General features: G+C 71.8%; 18 protein-coding genes. 5 read left to right on the plus strand and 13 right to left on the minus strand.

Translation table 11 applies throughout. The features are described 5' to 3' along the window. Positions 1-24: 24 nt before the first annotated feature. Positions 25-1,506 carry a carboxyl transferase domain-containing protein gene (locus ABD120_RS02265; protein ID WP_343947947.1) on the plus strand — a complete coding sequence of 494 codons (1,482 nt, stop codon included), beginning with the start codon at positions 25-27 and terminating at the stop codon, positions 1,504-1,506. Here the strand turns inward: ABD120_RS02265 and ABD120_RS02270 are convergent. The 7 genes from ABD120_RS02270 to ABD120_RS02300 are packed head-to-tail and all read right to left on the minus strand — an operon-like array spanning position 1,491 to position 8,192. Then, a complete protein-coding gene (locus tag ABD120_RS02270; protein WP_343947948.1) occupies positions 1,491-3,470 on the minus strand; it encodes a hypothetical protein in 1,980 nt (659 codons plus the stop codon). The genes ABD120_RS02265 and ABD120_RS02270 overlap by 16 nt on opposite strands. Continuing rightward, positions 3,467-3,964, minus strand: coding sequence for an RNA polymerase sigma factor (locus ABD120_RS02275; RefSeq protein ID WP_343947949.1), 498 nt, complete (start codon positions 3,962-3,964; stop codon positions 3,467-3,469). Before ABD120_RS02275 ends, ABD120_RS02270 begins: the two co-directional genes overlap by 4 nt. A gap of 38 nt (positions 3,965-4,002) precedes the next feature. Further along, positions 4,003-4,389, minus strand: coding sequence for a hypothetical protein (locus ABD120_RS02280; protein ID WP_343947950.1), 387 nt, complete (start codon positions 4,387-4,389; stop codon positions 4,003-4,005). Then, a complete protein-coding gene (locus ABD120_RS02285) occupies positions 4,386-4,832 on the minus strand; it encodes a hypothetical protein (protein ID WP_343947951.1) in 447 nt (148 codons plus the stop codon). Before ABD120_RS02285 ends, ABD120_RS02280 begins: the two co-directional genes overlap by 4 nt. A gap of 9 nt (positions 4,833-4,841) precedes the next feature. Further along, a complete protein-coding gene (locus tag ABD120_RS02290; RefSeq protein WP_343947952.1) occupies positions 4,842-5,633 on the minus strand; it encodes a carbon-nitrogen hydrolase family protein in 792 nt (263 codons plus the stop codon). Continuing rightward, positions 5,593-6,480 carry a DUF418 domain-containing protein gene (locus ABD120_RS02295; RefSeq protein WP_343947953.1) on the minus strand — a complete coding sequence of 296 codons (888 nt, stop codon included), beginning with the start codon at positions 6,478-6,480 and terminating at the stop codon, positions 5,593-5,595. Before ABD120_RS02295 ends, ABD120_RS02290 begins: the two co-directional genes overlap by 41 nt. Continuing rightward, entirely contained in the window at positions 6,477-8,192 is a 1,716-nt protein-coding gene (locus ABD120_RS02300; protein ID WP_343947954.1) for an alpha/beta hydrolase, read from the minus strand. Before ABD120_RS02300 ends, ABD120_RS02295 begins: the two co-directional genes overlap by 4 nt. Before the next feature lie 286 nt (positions 8,193-8,478). Here ABD120_RS02300 and ABD120_RS02305 point away from each other — a divergent pair, with 286 nt between their 5' ends. After that, on the plus strand, positions 8,479-9,645 hold the full coding sequence (locus ABD120_RS02305; RefSeq protein WP_343947955.1) for a pyridoxal phosphate-dependent aminotransferase: 1,167 nt from the start codon (positions 8,479-8,481) through the stop codon (positions 9,643-9,645). Here ABD120_RS02305 and ABD120_RS02310 read toward each other — a convergent pair. Beyond that, positions 9,637-10,602 (minus strand): LysR substrate-binding domain-containing protein, encoded by a 966-nt coding sequence (locus ABD120_RS02310; protein WP_343947956.1) that lies wholly within the window; start codon positions 10,600-10,602, stop codon positions 9,637-9,639. The genes ABD120_RS02305 and ABD120_RS02310 overlap by 9 nt on opposite strands. Before the next feature lie 95 nt (positions 10,603-10,697). Here ABD120_RS02310 and ABD120_RS02315 point away from each other — a divergent pair, with 95 nt between their 5' ends. From ABD120_RS02315 to ABD120_RS02325, 3 genes are all read left to right on the plus strand, one after another. Continuing rightward, on the plus strand, positions 10,698-11,249 hold the full coding sequence (locus ABD120_RS02315) for a peroxiredoxin (RefSeq protein WP_343947957.1): 552 nt from the start codon (positions 10,698-10,700) through the stop codon (positions 11,247-11,249). Further along, positions 11,246-11,779: an alkylhydroperoxidase, AhpD family gene (ahpD, locus tag ABD120_RS02320; protein WP_343947958.1), complete on the plus strand. Its 534-nt coding sequence runs from the start codon at positions 11,246-11,248 to the stop codon at positions 11,777-11,779. Before ABD120_RS02315 ends, ahpD begins: the two co-directional genes overlap by 4 nt. 345 nt (positions 11,780-12,124) lie before the next feature. Then, positions 12,125-13,090, plus strand: a complete 966-nt coding sequence (locus ABD120_RS02325; RefSeq protein ID WP_343947959.1) for a phage baseplate protein — start codon at positions 12,125-12,127, stop codon at positions 13,088-13,090. Positions 13,091-13,094: 4 nt separating this feature from the next. Here ABD120_RS02325 and ABD120_RS02330 read toward each other — a convergent pair whose 3' ends face one another. The 5 genes from ABD120_RS02330 to ABD120_RS02350 all read right to left on the minus strand — a co-directional run bounded on the left by ABD120_RS02330 (position 13,095) and on the right by ABD120_RS02350 (position 18,082). Further along, positions 13,095-14,162 (minus strand): FUSC family protein, encoded by a 1,068-nt coding sequence (locus tag ABD120_RS02330; RefSeq protein WP_343947960.1) that lies wholly within the window; start codon positions 14,160-14,162, stop codon positions 13,095-13,097. Between the two features lie 62 nt (positions 14,163-14,224). Then, positions 14,225-15,175 carry a hydroxyacid dehydrogenase gene (locus tag ABD120_RS02335; RefSeq protein ID WP_343947961.1) on the minus strand — a complete coding sequence of 317 codons (951 nt, stop codon included), beginning with the start codon at positions 15,173-15,175 and terminating at the stop codon, positions 14,225-14,227. A 5-nt stretch (positions 15,176-15,180) separates the two neighbouring features. Continuing rightward, entirely contained in the window at positions 15,181-16,020 is an 840-nt protein-coding gene (locus tag ABD120_RS02340) for a carbohydrate ABC transporter permease (protein ID WP_343947962.1), read from the minus strand. Continuing rightward, entirely contained in the window at positions 16,017-16,874 is an 858-nt protein-coding gene (locus ABD120_RS02345; RefSeq protein WP_343947963.1) for a carbohydrate ABC transporter permease, read from the minus strand. Before ABD120_RS02345 ends, ABD120_RS02340 begins: the two co-directional genes overlap by 4 nt. Continuing rightward, positions 16,874-18,082 (minus strand): extracellular solute-binding protein, encoded by a 1,209-nt coding sequence (locus ABD120_RS02350; protein WP_343947964.1) that lies wholly within the window; start codon positions 18,080-18,082, stop codon positions 16,874-16,876. The genes ABD120_RS02345 and ABD120_RS02350 overlap by 1 nt, the downstream gene beginning before the upstream one ends. Positions 18,083-18,090 lie beyond the last annotated feature (8 nt).

Raw genomic sequence — 18,090 nt, forward strand, 5'->3', positions numbered from 1 at the left:
CACCCCCGCGCGAAGGAGACACCCGTGAACCGCCCCGACGCGCGTGCGCTGATCCACGCGGTTCTCGACGACGGCAGCTGGCGCTCCTGGGACGTGCCGCCCGACGACCCGGCCGAGCCAGGCTCCTCCTACGCGGAGGAACTGGTGGCGGCCCGGCTCAAATCGGGGTCGGACGAGTCGGTTCTCACCGGTGAGGGGCTGCTGGACGGGCGCCGGGTCGCGGTCGTGGCCAGCGAGTTCGCCTTCCTGGCCGGGTCGATCGGGGTCGCGGCGGCCGAGCGGGTGACCAGCGCGCTGGAGCGGGCCACCCGGGAGCGGCTGCCGCTGCTGACCGCGCCCGCCTCGGGCGGCACCCGGATGCAGGAGGGCGCACGGGCGTTCGTGCAGATGGTGAAGATCACCGCAGCGGTCCAGGAGCATCGGGCGGCCGGGCTGCCGCACCTGGTCTACCTGCGGCACCCGACGACCGGCGGGGTGTTCGCCTCGTGGGGCTCGCTCGGGCACGTCACGGCCGCCGAGCCGGGCGCGCTGATCGGCTTCCTCGGGCCGAGGGTGTTCGAGTCGCTGCACGGCTACCCCTTCCCCGAGGGGGTGCAGGTCGCGGAGAACCTGTACACGCACGGCCTCCTGGACGCGGTGGTGTCGGCGGCCGACGCCCGCAAGGTGGCCGTCCGCGCCCTGAACGTGCTCTGCGCGGACACCTCGGCGCTCGGGACGACCGAGCCGCCGGAGGAGGACCTGCGGCCGGTCGAGGCGTGGGAGGCGATCACCCGCTCCCGCCGCGACGACCGCCCCGGCGTGCGGACCCTGCTCAAGCTGGCCGCCACCGACGTCACCCCGCTCAACGGCAGCGGAGAGGGCGAGCACGAGCCCGGCCTGCTGCTCGCGCTCGCCCGGTTCGGCGCCGCGCCCGCCGTCGTCCTCGGCCAGGACCGGCGCAGGCAGCGCACCGTCTCCCCGCTCGGCCCCGCCGGGCTGCGGGTGGCCAGGCGCGGCATGCGCCTGGCCGCCGACCTCGGCCTGCCGCTCGTCACCGTGATCGACACGGCGGGCGCGGCGCTGTCGAAGGCGGCCGAGGAGGGCGGGCTGGCCGCCGAGATCGCCCGCTGCATGGCCGACCTGGTCACCCTGGAGGCCCCCACCGTCTGCCTGCTGCTCGGCGAGGGCGCGGGCGGGGCCGCGCTGGCGCTGCTGCCGGCCGACCGGGTGTTGTGCGCGCAGCACGCCTGGCTGTCGCCGCTGCCGCCGGAGGGCGCCTCCGCGATCCTCTACCGCAGCGTCGACTTCGCCCCCGAGATCGCCCAGGCCCAGGGGGTACGCGCCACCGACCTGCGCCGCGACGGCATTGTCGACCGGGTCGTCCCCGAACGTCCCGACGCCGCCTACGAGCCCAGGGCCTTCAGCGAGCGGGTCGGCAGGGCGCTGGAGCACGAGATCCGCGCCTTGCTCGCGCAGGACCCGGCGGAACGCGCCAGCGCCCGCCGGGAACGCTACCGCCGGCTCTGATCGGCCGACTCCCGGTGGGTCCACAGGACCTTCCCGTCGGCGGAGTACCCGGTGAGCGTGCGGTCCCAGTTCTGGGCGCGCTTCCTGGCCATCGGCCCGGTGACGGCGCCCTCGAACAGCGCCACGTCCTGATCGAGCCGATCCGGTACGGCCTGGGCCCGCAAGGTCTCGCCGTTGTCCACCTTCAGCTCGATGCGGACGGTACCCGGTAGGGCGACGCCGTACCAACGATCGCCGACATGGTGCCACTTCACCGGGCGCTCCTCACCGAGGGAGTCCCTTAGCTTCTGCCCCGGCACGGCCCTGATGTCGGTGCCCTGCTCCTCGCCGTTCTTCCAGACGCGAAGGCAGTGCTTGGACATGTCGAAGACGAGCCCGGACGGCATGGACTGCGCGGGCCTTGCAGGGGTGTCCGACTGCCCGCACAGGTGCGCGTCGGAGACCTCTTCCAGCTGATGTCCGCGCTTGCGGTAGACGAAGACGGCCAGGTCGGCGGCGAGCGGTCGGCGGCTGTACCAGATGGGTGCTGGAGCCCCTTCGAGCGTGAGGAACCGCACGGGGTGGCGGGTGCCGTCCTCGGAGACGAACGCGGCGGCGGCGTAGTCCCGGGAGAGCCCGAACTCGACGATCGCCCCCGGTCCCGGAAGATACGACACGGCTGTCGACTCGACCTCGTCGGGGGACATCGGGTTGATCAGGGATATGCACTGCTGGAGCTCTCGGCCCTCGTCGGTCACTCCGCCCGATGAGCACAGCCTGAGCTTGTCGCCCGGCTCGGCGGTCGGTGACTTCGCCATCCAGAGGCGCACGGGGCCGAAGCTGAAGTCCTCAGTGCCCGGTACGGTGACAGCCCGTCCGATGGGTTCGGTCGGCTCCATGTTGGGGAGTCCGGGATGCCGTTTGCGCCACAGCTCGGTGCCTTTCGCGTCGAAGGCGGCCGTCTCGGTGATGACCGCCGTGTCGTCCAGTCCGGTGAGGACCGGCGCCAGCAGACCGACACCCCACTTCCACGGGTCGGGCGAGGCGGTCAGCACGACTGTCCGGCCGTCGATGACGACCTCGACCTTGGCGATGTCCTTGCGGACCGCCCCTGCGACCAGACCGTCGTCGACGAAGATCTGCACCGGCTGGTTGCCGAACTGGAGCTTGGGATCGGAAGGCAGCATGCCGATGACCCGGCCGCCCCGTGTCCATTGCAGCGAGTCGCCTTCCGGCAGGGGTGCCCCCGCAACCCGGTAGGGCCGGATCGAAACCCCCTCGGCCGCCGACAGTTCCGCGCCGGTCGGCTGCTGCGTGGCCGCGAAGCCGCTCTTCGTGTAGATGAAGCCCGCCTGGCCGCCGTCCGCGTCGAAGAAGCGGACGGCGGTGACCTGGTCCCGGCTGCGGTGGCGCAGCGTCCAGATGGGCCCCGGACGCCCCTGCCCCCGGTGCAGCTTCACCGGAAGCGTGCGGCCGTCCTTGGTCGTGGCCTCCCCTCTGACCGCCGTGGTCCTCGCCAACCCGAAGTCGAGGATCTCGGCCTCGTTCCCCGTCTGGATCGCGCCCACCCCGCGCACCGCCATCGCCCCCGTGATCACGGCCGAGTCGCAGGCCCCGTACGGGTTCCCGCCGTCGTGCCAGGTCAGGAAGCACAGCTCCGGCCTGCCCTGCGCCCCCTTGGCCGTCCACAGCCGCAGCGGCGCCTCCTCCACCTTGAGAACCTCGCCCGTGGGCGTCTTGTCCTTCATCAGCCGGTCGTAGACGGCCTGCGGGTCGGTCGCCGGGTTCCCTGGCTGGCCCCCGCCGAGCAGGAAGGGAGCCAGCGCCGCGATCAGCGCGACCGGCAGCGCGGCCGGTGCCCACCGCTTCCAGCGTGCGCGCGGCGCGATGCGGCGCCGTACCCGCGTCCAGGCGTTCGGGTCGGCGTCGAAGGTCTGCGCGCGGGCGTCGAGCGCGGCCTTGAGCCGTTCCTCCAACGGTGTCACGACTCCTCCTTGAGGGCCTTGCCGAGCGCGGACAGCCCCCGGCTGGCATGGGTCTTCACCGAGCCGGGAGACACGCCCATCGCCTCGGCGATCTCCCGCTCCGACAGGTCGAGCCAGTACCTCAGCACCAGCGCCTCCCGCTGGCGGCGCGGCAGCCGGTCGAGCGCGGCCAGCAGTTCCCTGTGCTCCTCCGCGAGGATCACCGACTGCTCGCCGCTGCGGACCGGTTCCGGCGGGTCCGGGCGGCGCAGCCGGACGACGCGCAGGTGGCGTAAGCGGTTGCGGGTCAGGTTGCAGACGGTCGCGCGAAGGTAGGGCAGGGCGGCGCCGTCGTCGCGCAGCCGCCGCGTGTGCAGGCGGGCGAACGCCTCCTGGGCGATGTCCTCGGGGTCGTCGGCGCCGAGCAGGCCCGCCAGCCGTACGAGCGACTGGTAGTGCGCGGCGAACAGCTCCGCGAACGTCGGCGGATCCGCCTTCGTATCGGTCACGATCACGCTCTAGAGACCCTCGCGGGCCGTGCCGGTTGACAGGTTCAGGCCACGGGGACGCGTTCGACGCGGATGGTGAGGACCTCCTCGCGGGGGACCACGACCTCGTAGGCGCCGTGGTCGACCATCCAGTAGCCGAGCGTGTCGGCCTTCATGCCGCTGTGTCCGGCGTAGGCGATGTGCAGGCCGTCGTCGTCCTCGTCGAGGACGATGCACGGCTCGCCGCCGAACGTGCCGACGGTGCGCACCAGCACCAGCCACTCCAGGTCGGCGCGTTTGACCGTGCGCCGCCAGTAGCCGGAGGCGGCCTCGAAGCCCGCGACCGGCTCCTCGCTGAACAGGACGACCTCGTCGTCGTCGGGGCCCAGCGCGGCGGGCAGCGTGCGCTCGCCGTACCTGGCGACGAAGCCGGAGGTGATGGGGGTGCTCATGCCGAGGGCCGCCAGGTCAGCCCGTCGTAGTCGGCGAAGTCGCGTTCGCCGGGCCCGGCCACGTGGACGATCCGCGCGCCTGCGGGTATCGGCATCGGGACGGTGTGGAACTGGGGCACCACGTGCTCGCGGGAGGTGGTGAACCCGTTGCCCGCGAACGGTGCCGCGTCGCTCCAGTCGCCGCCCATGTGCGGTCCGTACGGCACCGCGTAGGTGTCGATGTCACGGGCGTACCACCGCAGGAGGTACAGCTCGGGCACGTCCTCGGTCAGCTCGGAGCCCTCGAAGGACAGGTCGAGGCCGTGGAAGAGCTGCCTGGGCGTGGCCAGGCGCGAGCAGTCCTGGACCCGGTAGACGTAGCCGGAGATGACGCTGCGTTTGCCCGACAGGTAGGGCACGAGCAGACGCGGCGGGATGACCTTCTGCATCTGCGTTCTGCTCACGACTCCACTTTACGATCGCATGACCCCGAGCACCCGGTGTTCCAAACACGGAAGAGTCTTCCTCATCTCCTCGGTCGCGGCCAGATCGGGCTCGACCAGTTGAACGCCGGGCGTGCCGCCCAGGTCGGCGCGGACGACGCCGAACGGGTCGACCAGCATGCTGCGGCCGATGCCGAAGCCGTCGGTGGCCTCGGCCGGGTTGGGCGCCTGGCCGACGGCGGCGGTCCACATGGTGTTCTCCAGGGCCCTGGCGCGCACCAGCGTCACCCAGTGCTCCTCCTTCAGCGGGCCGGAGCCCCAGGCGGCGATCACCGCGAAGAGTTCGGCGCCCTGGTCGACCAGGGCCCGGGTCAGCTCGGGGAAGCGGACGTCGTAGCAGGTCACCAGCCCGACCCGGAGGCCCGCCACGGTGGCGACGACCGGCTCGGCGCCCGGGGCGACGAAGTCGGACTCCCTGGCGCCGAAGGAGTCGAACAGGTGGATCTTCCGGTACGCGGCCACGACCGAGCCGGTCGCGTCGAGGGCGACCGCCGTGTTGTGGACGCGGTCGCGGCCGGGTTCGAAGACGCCGGCGATGACCGCGGTGCCGTGCTCGCGGGCGGCCTGTGCGAGGCCGGTCACGAACGGGCCGTCGAGGGGTTCGGCGAGGTCGGCGACGCGTTTGCCGTACCTGGTGAGCGTCGCCTCCGGGAAGATCGCCAGGTCGGCGTCCGCCGCCTGGGCCAGCGCGTCGCGCACCCGCCGTAGGTTGGTCTCCGGGTCAGGGGAGACCTGGATCTGGCACAGGGCGATGGTCGTCACCCCTCGACTGTAGACGGTTCGGCACCGGGCGGAAGCGGGTCAGACAGCGCCACACCCACTCCAGGGGGCCGAAGCGGAAGCGGTCCAGCCACCAGCGGCTCAGCAGCGCCTGGGCGAGCACTGTGACGGCGGCCAGCGGGATCACCCACGCCCTGGCAGGGGCGGTCAGGAAGAGCACCAGGGTGCCGGTGACGTAGTTGGTGAGCGCCATCCGGCCGAGGGGTTCGAGCACCCTCGACAGCCGGGGGCGCAGGATCAGCAGCAGTCCGGTCGCGTAGGCCGAGGCGCCCGCCAGTTGCCCGGCGGTGCGGAAGGGGTCGCCGAGCGACAGCAGGACGAGCGCGGCGGCCGCGCTCACCGCGAACGCGGGCGGCAGCAGCGAGCGCGGCGGGCGCAGTTGCATGAGCGCCATGCCGACCAGGAGCAGCCCCGGGATGAGCATGGCGCCGCCGCCCTGCCCGGCGCCCCAGATGGTGACGACGCCGCCGAGGACCATGATCGGCCAGCCGGGCGACAGGAACGAGGCGGGCAGCAGCGCGACCAGGCCGTAGAAGGCGTAGTCGGTGAGGACCTCGCCCTCGTAGTAGGCGTGCTGGACCAGGCCGAACACCATCAGCCACCCCAGCCTGCTCAGCGTGAGCCACCGGGAGCCGCTGCGCAGCACCAGGACGAAGCTCATGCCGAACAGCACGGAGAACAGCGGGTAGAAGCGGCCTGCGAAGAGCGTCTCGATCGTCGTGTCGAGCACGGAGCCCGGCACGGTGTCGACCTGCTGCCAGGTGTTGACCAGCATGATGCCGCACACCGCGAAGCCGCGGAGCGCGTCGAGTTCTCGGATGCGGGTCATAGGAACCAGGCGAACCACCATATGAGGAATCCGCCCCCAGCAACCGCTGAAATCACATGAAACCAGGGCTTTTTCCGGTGGACGACGAGCGCCACCAGCGTGAAGGCGACCGAGGCCATCGCGGGCCAGACGTACACGGTCACCTCGGCGGGCACGCCCACGGCCAGCGCGGTGTCGTTGACGCGGACCTGGTCGTACAGGGAGCGGGCGGTCAGCCCCAGCGCGGCCAGGCCGGAAAGGCCCGCGAACGCCGTGAGAGCCCGGCCGCGCAGCGCGCCGGTGACGAACTGGGCCAGGGCCATCAGCGCGAACAGCGCGGCGGGCGCGCCCAGCCAGGGAGTACGGCCCAGCCGGTACGGCGCCGCCGTCACCACCAGCTCGCCGGGCCCCACGCTGGGCAGTGCCGCCCGGTCGGGGACGCACGGCCGGCTCCACGAGGTGGGCCGGGCGACGAAGGCGGCGATGGTCTGCCGGCCGCAGTGGGTGTCCTCGGCGAGGAAGACCGAGTGGCCGACGCCGGCGAACTCGACGAAGGTGGCGTTCGGCAGCAGGTCGGCGGCGGGCCTGGAGGTGCGGGCGGGTGTCGTGTGATCGTGCCTGCCGCCGAGCACCAGGGCGGGCGCGTCGGTGGAGGAGCGGGCGGGCGCGGAGACGGGCAGCTTCCAGGTGTCGCAGACGGCCCGGTCGCTGTGGACGGTGAACAGCCGCGACCGTTCGGGGAACACGGGCTCGTCCTGGCACTGGATGGCGTGGTACAGGCCGAACTCGTACGAGGCCAGCGCGTCGCCCACCGCGTTCGCGAACGGGCGCAGCGGCCCGTCGTGGCCCGCCGCCAGCGCGTGGATCAGCGCGGGCGCCACGGCCACCGTCTTGGCGTGGTGCAGCGCCCCGGCGAGCACGGTCGCCACGTCGTCGCCGCTCAGCCGGGCGGTGAACTCCGTGCCGAGCAACGGGTCGGTGATCGGCACCCGGGCCGGGCTGCGGTTGAGCCGCGTCACCAGCGCCTCGAACGGCTCGGCCGCGCCCAGCGAGTGGATCGCGTCGGCCAGGTTGCGGTCGGCGTCGCCGTACCAGTCGACGCTCTCCGGCAGGAACGAGTCGAGCACCACCGCGCGTGTCCCCGCCGGGTCGGCGGCGGCCAGGTCCAGCATCACGCGCGTGGAGTAGCTGACGCCGAACAGGTTCCAGGACGCGTAGCCGAGCACGGCGCGCAACTGCGCGAGGTCGGCGACGATCTCCCTGGTCGTGTAGCCGCGCAGGTCGACGCCCTGCTCACTCAGGCGGCCGCGGCAGGTGTCGGCCGCCGCGCCCACGTCGGCCGCGCCCACCTCCGCGTGGCCGGCGCGCAGCCGGTCGAGCATGACCCGCACGCTCTCCGGGCAGCTCAGCCGGGGCTGCGACCAGCGGCCGCCGCGCTGCTCGACCGTGATCACGTCGCGGTCGGGGAACAGGTCGCCGACAAAGCCGGTCAGGTGCAGGGAGGAGGCGGCCGGGCCGCCGCTCATGTACACGACCGGGTCCGGCTTGCGGTCGGGCGCGGTGGAGCGGCGTACGGCGTACCCCACCTTGATCGTCCGGCCGGATGCTCCGGCACTGGCGCCCCCGGGCGTGTCGCGCCGCTCGGGGACCTCCAGCAATCCGCAGGTCGTGTGCGCGGGCACGGCGACGGGACACGCCGTCAGATGGGCGACGGCGGGCCGAGCGCCGTTCACAGCGGGCCGTGGGTCGTGGCCGGGCGCGGCCCGCGCGAGGCGTGTTCCCCGCGCGGGCACGGGTTCTCCGGCGACCCGCGACCCGCCGCGCGCGGCGGGTCGCACGGGTGTGGCGCGCGTTGGAAGCGCGCCCCGCACGGGCGCGGCGCGCGGGCCCGGCGGGCCCGGGAGGCGCATGGTGGGCGGGGCGTCCGGGGCCGCTGGGACGCTGACGACGGGCGGAGCGCTCAAGGCGACTACGAGCGCGATCCGGATGATCACCCCTTGAGACTAATAGTCTGGCCCCGTGACGGACCCACTTGTCTCCCGGATGCGCGCCTTCGGCACCACCATCTTCGCCGAGATGAGCGCGCTCGCCGTGCGAACCGGCTCCATCAATCTCGGCCAGGGCTTTCCCGACACGGACGGCCCGGCCGCCATGCTCGACCACGCGAGCGAGGCCATCGCGGCGGGCGCCAACCAGTACCCTCCCGGCCCCGGCGTGCTCGACCTGCGCCAGGCCGTGGTCGAGCACCGCTCGGCCCACTACGGGCTGCGCTACGACGCCGACGGCGAGGTCCTGGTGACGGTCGGCGCGACCGAGGCCATCGCCGCCGCCGTGCTCGCCCTGTGCGAGCCCGGCGAGGAGGTGGTCGCCTTCGAGCCCTACTACGACTCCTACGCCGCCTCGATCGCCCTGGCCGGAGCCCGCCTCACGGCGGTGACGCTGCGCCCCGCGCAGGGCCGCTTCACCTTCGACCCGGACGAACTGCGGGCCGCGATCACCCCGCGTACCCGGGCGATCCTGGTCAACTCCCCGCACAACCCGACCGGCACCGTCTTCACCCGCGAGGAACTGGCGGTGATCGCCGAGCTGTGCCTCGAACGCGACCTGGTGGCGATCACCGACGAGGTCTACGAGCACCTGACCTTCGACGGCGTCGAGCACATTCCGCTCGCCACGTTCCCCGGCATGCGCGAGCGCACGGTGATGATCTCCTCGGCGGGCAAGACGTTCTCCGTCACCGGCTGGAAGACCGGCTGGGTGTGCGCGCCGCGCGAGTACGTGGCGGCGGTGCAGACCGTCAAGCAGTTCCTGACGTTCACGGCGAGCGCGCCCTGGCAGGTCGCCGTCGCCTACGGTCTGCGGCACGAACTGGAGTGGGTGGCCGCCCTGCGCGCCTCGCTGGAGGACAAGCGGGACCGGCTCATGGACGGCCTGCGCGCGGCCGGATTCTCCGTCTACCGCCCCCAGGGCACCTACTTCGTGCAGACCGACATCCGTCCGCTCGGCTTCGCCGACGGCCTCGAACTCACCCGCCGCCTGCCCGAGCTCGCGGGTGTCGTCGCGATCCCGACCCAGGTGTTCTACGACCATCCGGAGCGCGGCGCGCACTTCGTCCGCTTCGCCTTCTGCAAGCGGGACGAGGTCATCGACGAGGCCGTCGCCCGCCTCAAACGCCTGTCACGCTGACCCCGCCGGGGCCGAGGTGACGACCTGGACGGGGAGCCTGCGGTGCCTGACGGCCGTGCGGACCGCCTTGGCGAGCTGGGTGTACTCGGCCGCGCGGGCCGAGGAGCCCCGGTAGGCCAGGCCGATCGTACGGCCGGGCGCCGGGGCGGCGAAGCGGCGCAGGGCCAGCCGTACCCGCTTGCCGGTCTCGACCGGCACCGCCGACTCCGGCAGCAGGGTCACGCCGAGGCCGCCGGCGACGAGTTGCACGAGCGTCGGCAGGCTGGTCGCGTACGTGGTGGCCGTGGCCCGCGCGCCGACCTCGCGGCACACGTCGATCGCCTGCTCGCGCAGGCAGTGGCCCTGGTTGAGCAGGACGATGTCGAGCCCTTTGAGCACCTCGCGCCCCAGCGGCTCGCGCCCTTCGGCCAGCGGATGGTCCTCGGGCAGGGCCAGCAGGAAGTCCTCGTCGTACAGGGGCTCCTCGACGAGCCCGGCCGTGTCGGTGGGCAGCGCGAGCAGCACCAGGTCGAGGCGTCCTTCGCGCAGTTCCTCCAGGATGGTCTCCGTCCTGGCCTCGTGGACGGTCAGCCTGAGGTGGGGGAAGCGCCGGGCGAACATGGGCAGCAGCGCGGGCAGCACGTACGGCGCGACGGTGGGGATCACCCCGAGGTGCGCGGGCCCGCTGAACGGCTCGCGGTTCTGCGCCACCTCGCCGAGCAGGTCGTCGACGGCGGCCAGCACCCGGAGGGCGTGGTCGGCGACGCGTTCGCCGGCCGGGGTGAGCAGCACGCGGCGGGTGGTCCGCTCGACGAGCTGCGTGTCCAAGACCTCCTCCAATGCCGCGATATTTCCGGACAAGGTGGGTTGGCTGATGCGCAACGCCGTCGCCGCCTCCCGGAAGTGGAGATGTTCGGACACCGCGACGAACGCGCGCAGCTGAGCCAGCGTGGGCGTGGGCTCACTGATAGGGAACACCTCTCAGATTGGTCGGAGTAAGTGATTTCTCGAATCAATCCTAGGTACGGCACCCTGGAGCCCTGACCACGATGTTTAGGCGAAGGAGAGAGCTCTTGCTCACCGTCGGTGACCACTTCCCGGAGTACGAACTCACGGCTTGCGTCGACCTCGACCCCGACCGGGCGTTCGCGGAGATCAACCACAAGACCTACGAGGGCAAGTGGCGCGTGGTGTTCTTCTGGCCGAAGGACTTCACCTTCGTCTGCCCGACGGAGATCGCCGAGTTCGGCCGCCTCAACGAGGAGTTCGCCGACCGCGACGCGCAGGTGCTGGGCGTCTCCGTCGACTCCGAGTTCGTCCACCACGCCTGGCGCAAGGACCACGAGGACCTTCGCGACCTGCCCTTCCCGATGCTGAGCGACATCAAGCGCGAACTGTCGAGCGCGCTCGGCGTCCTCGGCGCCGACGGCGTCTCCCAGCGCGCCACCTTCATCGTCGACCCGAACAACGAGATCCAGTTCAGCATGGTGACCGCGGGCTCGGTCGGCCGCAACGTCAAGGAGGTCCTGCGGGTCCTCGACGCGTTGCAGTCCGACGAGCTGTGCCCGTGCAACTGGAACAAGGGCGAGCAGGGTCTCGACGCCAAGGCGCTGCTCGGCGCATGAGCATCCAGGCACTGAAGGACGCCCTCCCGCCGTACGCGAAGGACGTCAAGCTCAACCTCGGCTCGGTGACGACCACCTCGTCGCTGACCGGCCAGCGGCTGTGGGGCACCGTCCTCGCGTGCGCGCTGGCCACCCGGTCGGCGCGGGTCGTGGCCGAGGTCTCGGCCGAGGCCGCCGACCATCTGTCGAAGGAGGCGTTCACCGCCGCCAAGGCCGCCGCCGCGATCATGGCGATGAACAACGTCTACTACCGGGCGACGCACCTCATCGGCGACGACGCCTACAGCACGCTCCCGGCCCGGCTCCGGATGACCGTCATCGGCAACCCGGGCGTGGACAAAGCGGACTTCGAGCTGTGGTGTCTGGCCGTCTCTGCGATCAACGGCTGCGGCCGGTGCCTGGAGTCGCACGAGCAGGTGCTGCGCGCCGCGGGTGTGTCGCGCGAGCAGATCCAGGACGGCCTGCGCATCGCGGCCGTCCTCAACGCCACGGCCGCCACCCTGGACGCCGAGTCCCTGGTCGGCGCCTGACCCGGGCAGGCCCGTCCTGCCGACGGACGACGAAGGCCCCGTGCCGTCTCGCGACGGCCGGGGCCTTCCCCATGGGCGTGCCGCCTCCTGGCCCAAGGTGCGGACGGGCGCCTTTCCCGTAGGCGTACCGCCTCCCGGCGAAAGGCGCGGCAGGGCCGGGGGCTTCGCTGCGACACCCGCCCGGGTCTCCGGGCGGGTGCGTCGCGTGGTCTTGACGATTCCGGCCGGATCTGGACGGCCTCCCGCCGTGGCAGCAAGTTGCCTGAGCAGCTGTAGAGAACGCGACGTTTTCTCGGCGATACTGCAACTGCTGTGATCTTCGTGTTGGGAGACGGGAGTCGTTCCATGTCAGAAGCCATGTCGCGCCGGGGCCTGCTGAAGGCGGGTGCGGGATTCGCCGCCGCGACCGCCGTCGCCGGGGTCGCCGGGGGCCGCCCGGCCCTGGCCGAGCAGGGCCGGTTCAACCTCGCCTCCCCGTCGTACAGCATCCTGTGGCAGAACAAGCTGCACGAGGTGTCCGGCCCGCAGTCGTTCGCCTTCGACAACGTCAACGGCCACATCTACGCGATCCAGGTGCAGTGGGGGAACGGCACCGTGGAGAGAGGCGACCTCGTCATCACCAAGATGACCCTCACGGGGACCGAGCTCGGCTACATGGTTCTCAAGGGATTCGGCCATGGCGTGTCGATGGCGGTCGAGCCGGTCGGCAACCAAGCCTACATGTGGACCGAGACCGACTCGCAGCTGTACAACGGCGACGGCTACGGGACGGCGATCGCCAGATTCCCCTTCCAGAACGGGAGAACGCTGCAAGCGAGGGAGGTGACGGACAAGTACACGCCGGTCCCCGGCGCCACCATCATCACGCCGTCCATCGACCCCACGCTGAACCGGATCACCGTGCAGTACTGGCGCAACGGCGCCAAGCCCTACCACTACTCGGTCTACAATCTCGCGGACTTCAAGGCCCGCCGGTTCGACAACCCCGTCTACCGGTTCGTGGAGCCCCAACTGGGCCCCGCAGACGCCGTCCTCCAGGGCTGGACGACCTACAGGGAGTTCCTTTACGTCCTGGACGGCAACCTCCTCACCGGGGCGCCCGGCAACACCTACATCACCTGCGTGGACATGCGGACGGCGCAGGTCGTCCACCGCTCGTTCTCGCAGGCGGGCATCTCGCTCGACCGCCGTGAAGCCGAGGGCATGGCGATCCAGCTCGTGAACGGCACGCCGAGGCTCTGCTTCGGGTTCGGGTCCGGCGCGAGCGGCGCGCGCCGGCTCAGCGTCTTCTACAAGGACGCCTGGATGTAGCCCGTCACAGCGGCGGCAGGGAGGCGCTCGCCTCGTCGTGGTCGACCCCGGTGGCCTGCAGCAGGTCGACCACGATGCTGCGCAACTGGGCGGTGATCACGTCCGTGGAGAACGTCACCCCCGCCGGACGCTGGCGGGCCGCCACCGCCAGCAGCGCCTGCCGCGCCAGCGCCGGATCCCGTCCCGCCCCCAGCTCCAGTTGCAGCAGCAGCGCGGCCTCGGACACCTCGCGCATCGACTCGGCCAGCTCGGGCGGCGGCGGCGTCGGCTCACCCAGCGCCGTCAGCGTGCGCCGCGCCATGACGCGGGCGTTGCGCAGCGCCAGGTCGATCGGCACCGCCGCCGTCTGGTAACGGGCCAGCCGCCCCTTCCGGTGCCAGTGCAGCGGCGAGATGGTGACGATCTCCTTGCTGGTGTCCAGCGCCTGCTCGAACTCCTGGACCGCCGAGTGCGTCTCCCGCGCCTCCTCCAGCGCCTCGGCCGCGAGGTCCACGTCGCGGCGCTCGATGGCGACGGCCGTGTTCTCCAGCACCGTGGACAGCGCGTCCAGCACCCCGGAGGCGTGCTTGGCGAGGATCAGGAAGGGGCTCGCGGGCAGCAGCGCCACCATCGCCATGCCGACCAGTCCGCCGGTGAGCGCGTCGACCATGCGGTCCAGCCCGCCGGTGTCGCCGGGCGGGATCAGCGTGGCCACGAGCACCGCGGACGAGCCCGCCTGGGAGACCAGCAGCGCGCCGCTGTCGAGGAGTACGGCCGCCGCCATGGCCAGCGCCACCACCAGCGCGATCTGCCACGGTCCCGAGCCGGTCCAGGAGATGAGCAGGTCGCCGACGCCGACGCCCAGGCTGACGCCGACGACGAGTTCGACGACCCGCCGCAACCGCTGCCCGAGCCCGATGCCGACGGCGATGAGCACCGCGATGGGCGCGAAGAAGGGGCGGGCGTGCCCGAGCAACTGGGTGGCGATGACCCAGGCCAGGGCCGCGCCGACAGCGCACTGCGCCACGGACGGGGCCATCAGCCCGAACGTGCTCAGCCGCTCTCGCAGGTGTTTGCCGAGCTTCCTACCCACACCTCCTACTTTGACGGATCTTGATGACGGAAACGTCACGTGGGGTCCTGGTTTCGGGAGTGTCATCCCATCCGGGACAGCAGGGCCGGGGTGACGGCGTGCCCGAGGGGTTCGCCCGAGGCGTAGGCGGCGATCTCCGACAGCACGATGTCGCCCTGCCTGGCCCGGCACTCCCGGGTGCCGGCCGCCTGGTGCGGGGTGAGCAGCACGTTCGGCAGCGTCCTGAACGGGTGCCTCTCGGGCAGCGGCTCCAGGTCGTACACGTCGAGGGCGGCGTCCAGGCGGCCGGTGCGCAGTTCGGCGAACAGCGCGTCCTGGTCCACCAGCCACGAGCGGGCGGTGTTGACCAGCAGCGCCCCGTCGGGCATCAGCGCCAGCTCACGCGCCCCGATCAGGTGCCTGGTCTCCGGCAGCACGGGCGCGTGCAGCGCGACGACCCTGCTGGCGGCCAGCAGCTCCGCCAGCGGCACCGCGCCCGCGTGGTAGGGGTCGGCGACGGTCACCCGGGCGCCGAGCGCCGTGACCAGGTCGATGTAGGCGCGGCCGGTACGGGAGGCGCCGACGACGCCGATCGGGCAGCCGAGGATCTCGTGCCTGACCGGAGCCCGCGACGCGGCCTCCCACGGCGTACCGGAGCGAAGCGCGTGGTCGAAGCGGTGCACGCGGTGCAGCAGCGCCAGCGTGAACGCCAGCGCCACCTCCGCCACCGACCGGGCCATGCCCGCGCCCGCCTGCGTGACCCGCACCCCGCGCGCCCACAGCTCCTCGGTCACGAACGGCTTGACGGTCGCGCCCGTGTGCGCGACCAGCCGCAGCTCCGGCGCCAGATCCAGCAGCCGCCCGTCCAGCGGCGGCACGCCCCACGACGTCACCAGCACCTCGCTGCCCGGCAGCGCGCCGGGCAGCTCCGCGTGGTCGTCGAGCAGCCGTACGTCGCCGAGGCCCCGCAGCCGCGCGAGGTCGGGGAAGAACTGCGCCCGCAGCCCCGGCGGGACGCTGACCGTGATCCGCATCGGCGCTACCCCTTGATCCCCGACATGGTGACACCCTCCCTGAAGTACCGCTGACCGACGAGGTAGGCGGCGAAGATCGGCACGAACGCCACCGTGGCGCCCGCGAGGACGACGCTCAGCGGCACGTTCTCCTGCTGGAGGGAGGCGATGCCGACGGTCAGCGTCCGCATGTCGGCACCGCCGCCCGCGATCAGCGGCCACAGCAGGTCGTTCCAGTGCCACAGGAACACGAACACGCCGAGCGTCGCGAGGATCGGCTTGCACAGCGGCAGCACGATCGTGGTGAACACCCGCCACTCCGAGCAGCCGTCCAGCCGGGCCGCCTCGAACAGTTCGTCGGGCAGCCCCATGATGAACTGCCGCATGAGGAAGACCGCCTGCGCGTTGGCGAGCGTCGGCAGGATCAGCCCCCAGTACGTGCCCACGCCGCCCATCTCGGCGATCAGCACGAACGTCGGGATCAGCGTGACGTGGTAGGGGACCATGACCATCGCGAGGAACGACCAGAACATCGGTTCGCGGCCGGGGAAGCGCTTCTTGGCGAAGGCGTACCCGGCCAGGGAGGCCAGCAGCAGCACCAGGACCACGCTGACCAGCGAGTACACGAGCGTGTTGAACGTCCACCCGAGCAGGTCGCGGCCGCCGAGGACCTCCCCGTACGCCGACGGGTCCACCGGCCAGGGCAGCATGCTCTCGGGGAAGGTGACGGCCGCGCCCGGCTTCAGCGACAGCACGACCATGGCGTAGAACGGGAACAGCGTGAGCGGGGTGGCGACGGCGAGCAGCGCGAACCTGGCGGCCTTCCCCCAGCGGGAGGGCTCCAGGGCGCGGTAGGGGCGGGTCACCGGTTCCTCCCGATGATCAGGCGCTGGATCAGGGCGACCACCAGCGTCATGACGAACAGGGCGACACCGAGGGCGCTGGCGTATCCGAAGTCGAAGTTCCTGAACGCCTGCTCGTACAACATCGTCACCATCGTGTAGCTGGCGTGCGCGGGGCCGCCGCCGGTCATCACGTACACCAGGTCGAACACCTGGAAGGAGGCGGTGGTCTCGATCACGGCGAGGAAGAACAGCGCGGGCCGAAGCTGCGGGGCGACGATGTGCCTGAAGCGCCGCCAGGTGCCCGCGCCGTCGGTGAGCGCGGCCTCCTCAAGCTCGCGCGGCAGGTCCTGCAGCCGGGCCAGCACGATGAGCATGCCGTAGCCGAACTTCGACCACACCGACACCAGCACCAGCGCCGGGATCACCAGCGTGGTCGAGGCCAGCCACGCCTGCCCGGTCAGCTTCGTGATCGGGCCCTCACTGGAGAACAGCCAGGTGAAGACCGTTCCGGCGAGCACCAGGCTGGTCACCACCGGCAGGAAGAAGACCGAGCGGAAGAATCCGACGCCCCGGAAGGAGCGCCTGACCAGCAGTGCCATGCCGACCGAGGCGGCCATGGACAGCGGCACGTACAGCAGCGTGTAGACGAGGGTGATCCGCAGCGACTGCCAGAACACCGGGTCGTCCACCAGCCGCCGGTAGTTGTCCAGGCCGCTCCAGGCCGGGGTGTCGCCGATGGAGAACTCGAAGAAGCCGAGCAGCACCCCGGCGATCGACGGGCCGAACCGGAAGGCCAGGAACAGCAGGAGGCACGGCAGCACGAACAGCAGTCCGGTGCGCACCTCCCACCGGCGTACGGAGATCGGGGCGGCCATCAGGAACCCAGCAGCGCGTTCGCCGCCTTCGCCGCGTCGGCCAGGGCCTGCTCGGGCGACTTGCCGCCGACCAGCGCCGCCTGGATCTCCGGGGAGAGCACGCCCATGACGTCACGCGCCTTGGGGTGCAGCGGGCCCGCCGTGGTCAGGTCGAGCGTCTTCTCGACCTCGCCCAGCACCGGGTCGCCGGCGTACAGGGCGGTCTTGCGCGGGGAGAAGGCGCCCGCCGCCCGGTCGTAGGCGTCGGCGGCCTCGGCGCGGGTGGCGAAGGCGATCCACTTGGCCGCCGCGTCCTTGTCGTCCGCGCCCTTGAGCAGGGCCAGCGAGCCGACGGTGCCGTAGGCGACCTGCTTGGCGGCGGTCAGCGGCGGCCGGACCCTGATGTTGTCCTCCCCCCAGAACGACTTCACGTCGGCGGGCAGGTGCTGCCAGGTGCAGGCCACCTTGTTCTGGGCGGCGCGCGTCTGCTCGAACTTGGGCAGTCCGGTCAGCAGGTCCTTCTCGACGAAGCCGCCGTCGGCGAGCTGCTTGAGGAACGTCAGCGCCCGCACCCCCTCCGGGCCGCCGAACGCGGCCGACCTGCCGTCGGGGCTGAAGACCTCGCCGCCCGCCTGCCACAGCAGCGGGTAGAACGACATGTTGAGGGTCTGCGCCGGGTCGGCCCAGTAGTTGGTGACGTCGATGCCCTTCTTCTTGAACTCCGGCGCCAGTTTCAGCAGGTCCTCCCACGTCGCGGGGAAGTCCTTCACCCCGGCCGCGTCGAAGGCGCGCTGGTTGCAGATCAGCGGCTGGGCCGTCATCAGCAGCGGCGCCGCCGTCACCTTGCCGTCCACCGTGACCGAACGGACCGCCGCCTCGCGGTGGCCGCCGGCGTCCTGCAGTTCGATCGGCTGGAGCGTCTTGACGTACTTGGGGAGCTGGTCGGGGATCATGTACACGACGTCGGGCGCCTTGTTGCCCGCGATGGCGGTCGAGAGCGCCTCGTCGCGCTTGGCCCACGGGTAGATCTCGACCTTGACGTCGATGCCCGGGTTGGCCTTCTCGAAGGCGGCGCTCTGGCCGTCCCAGAACGCCTGGTGGGCCGTCTGGTCGGGGATGACCGGGTAGATCCACATGGTGACGGTCTGCTTGCCGTCCGAGCCGGAGCCGCCGCAGGCGGTCAAAGCGGTGGCGGCCAGCGCCGCCGCCGCGAGTGCGCGTAGGCGCATGATCGTTC

Source organism: Nonomuraea longicatena (genome assembly GCF_039525605.1).
Classification (GTDB): Bacteria; Actinomycetota; Actinomycetes; order Streptosporangiales; family Streptosporangiaceae; genus Nonomuraea; species Nonomuraea longicatena.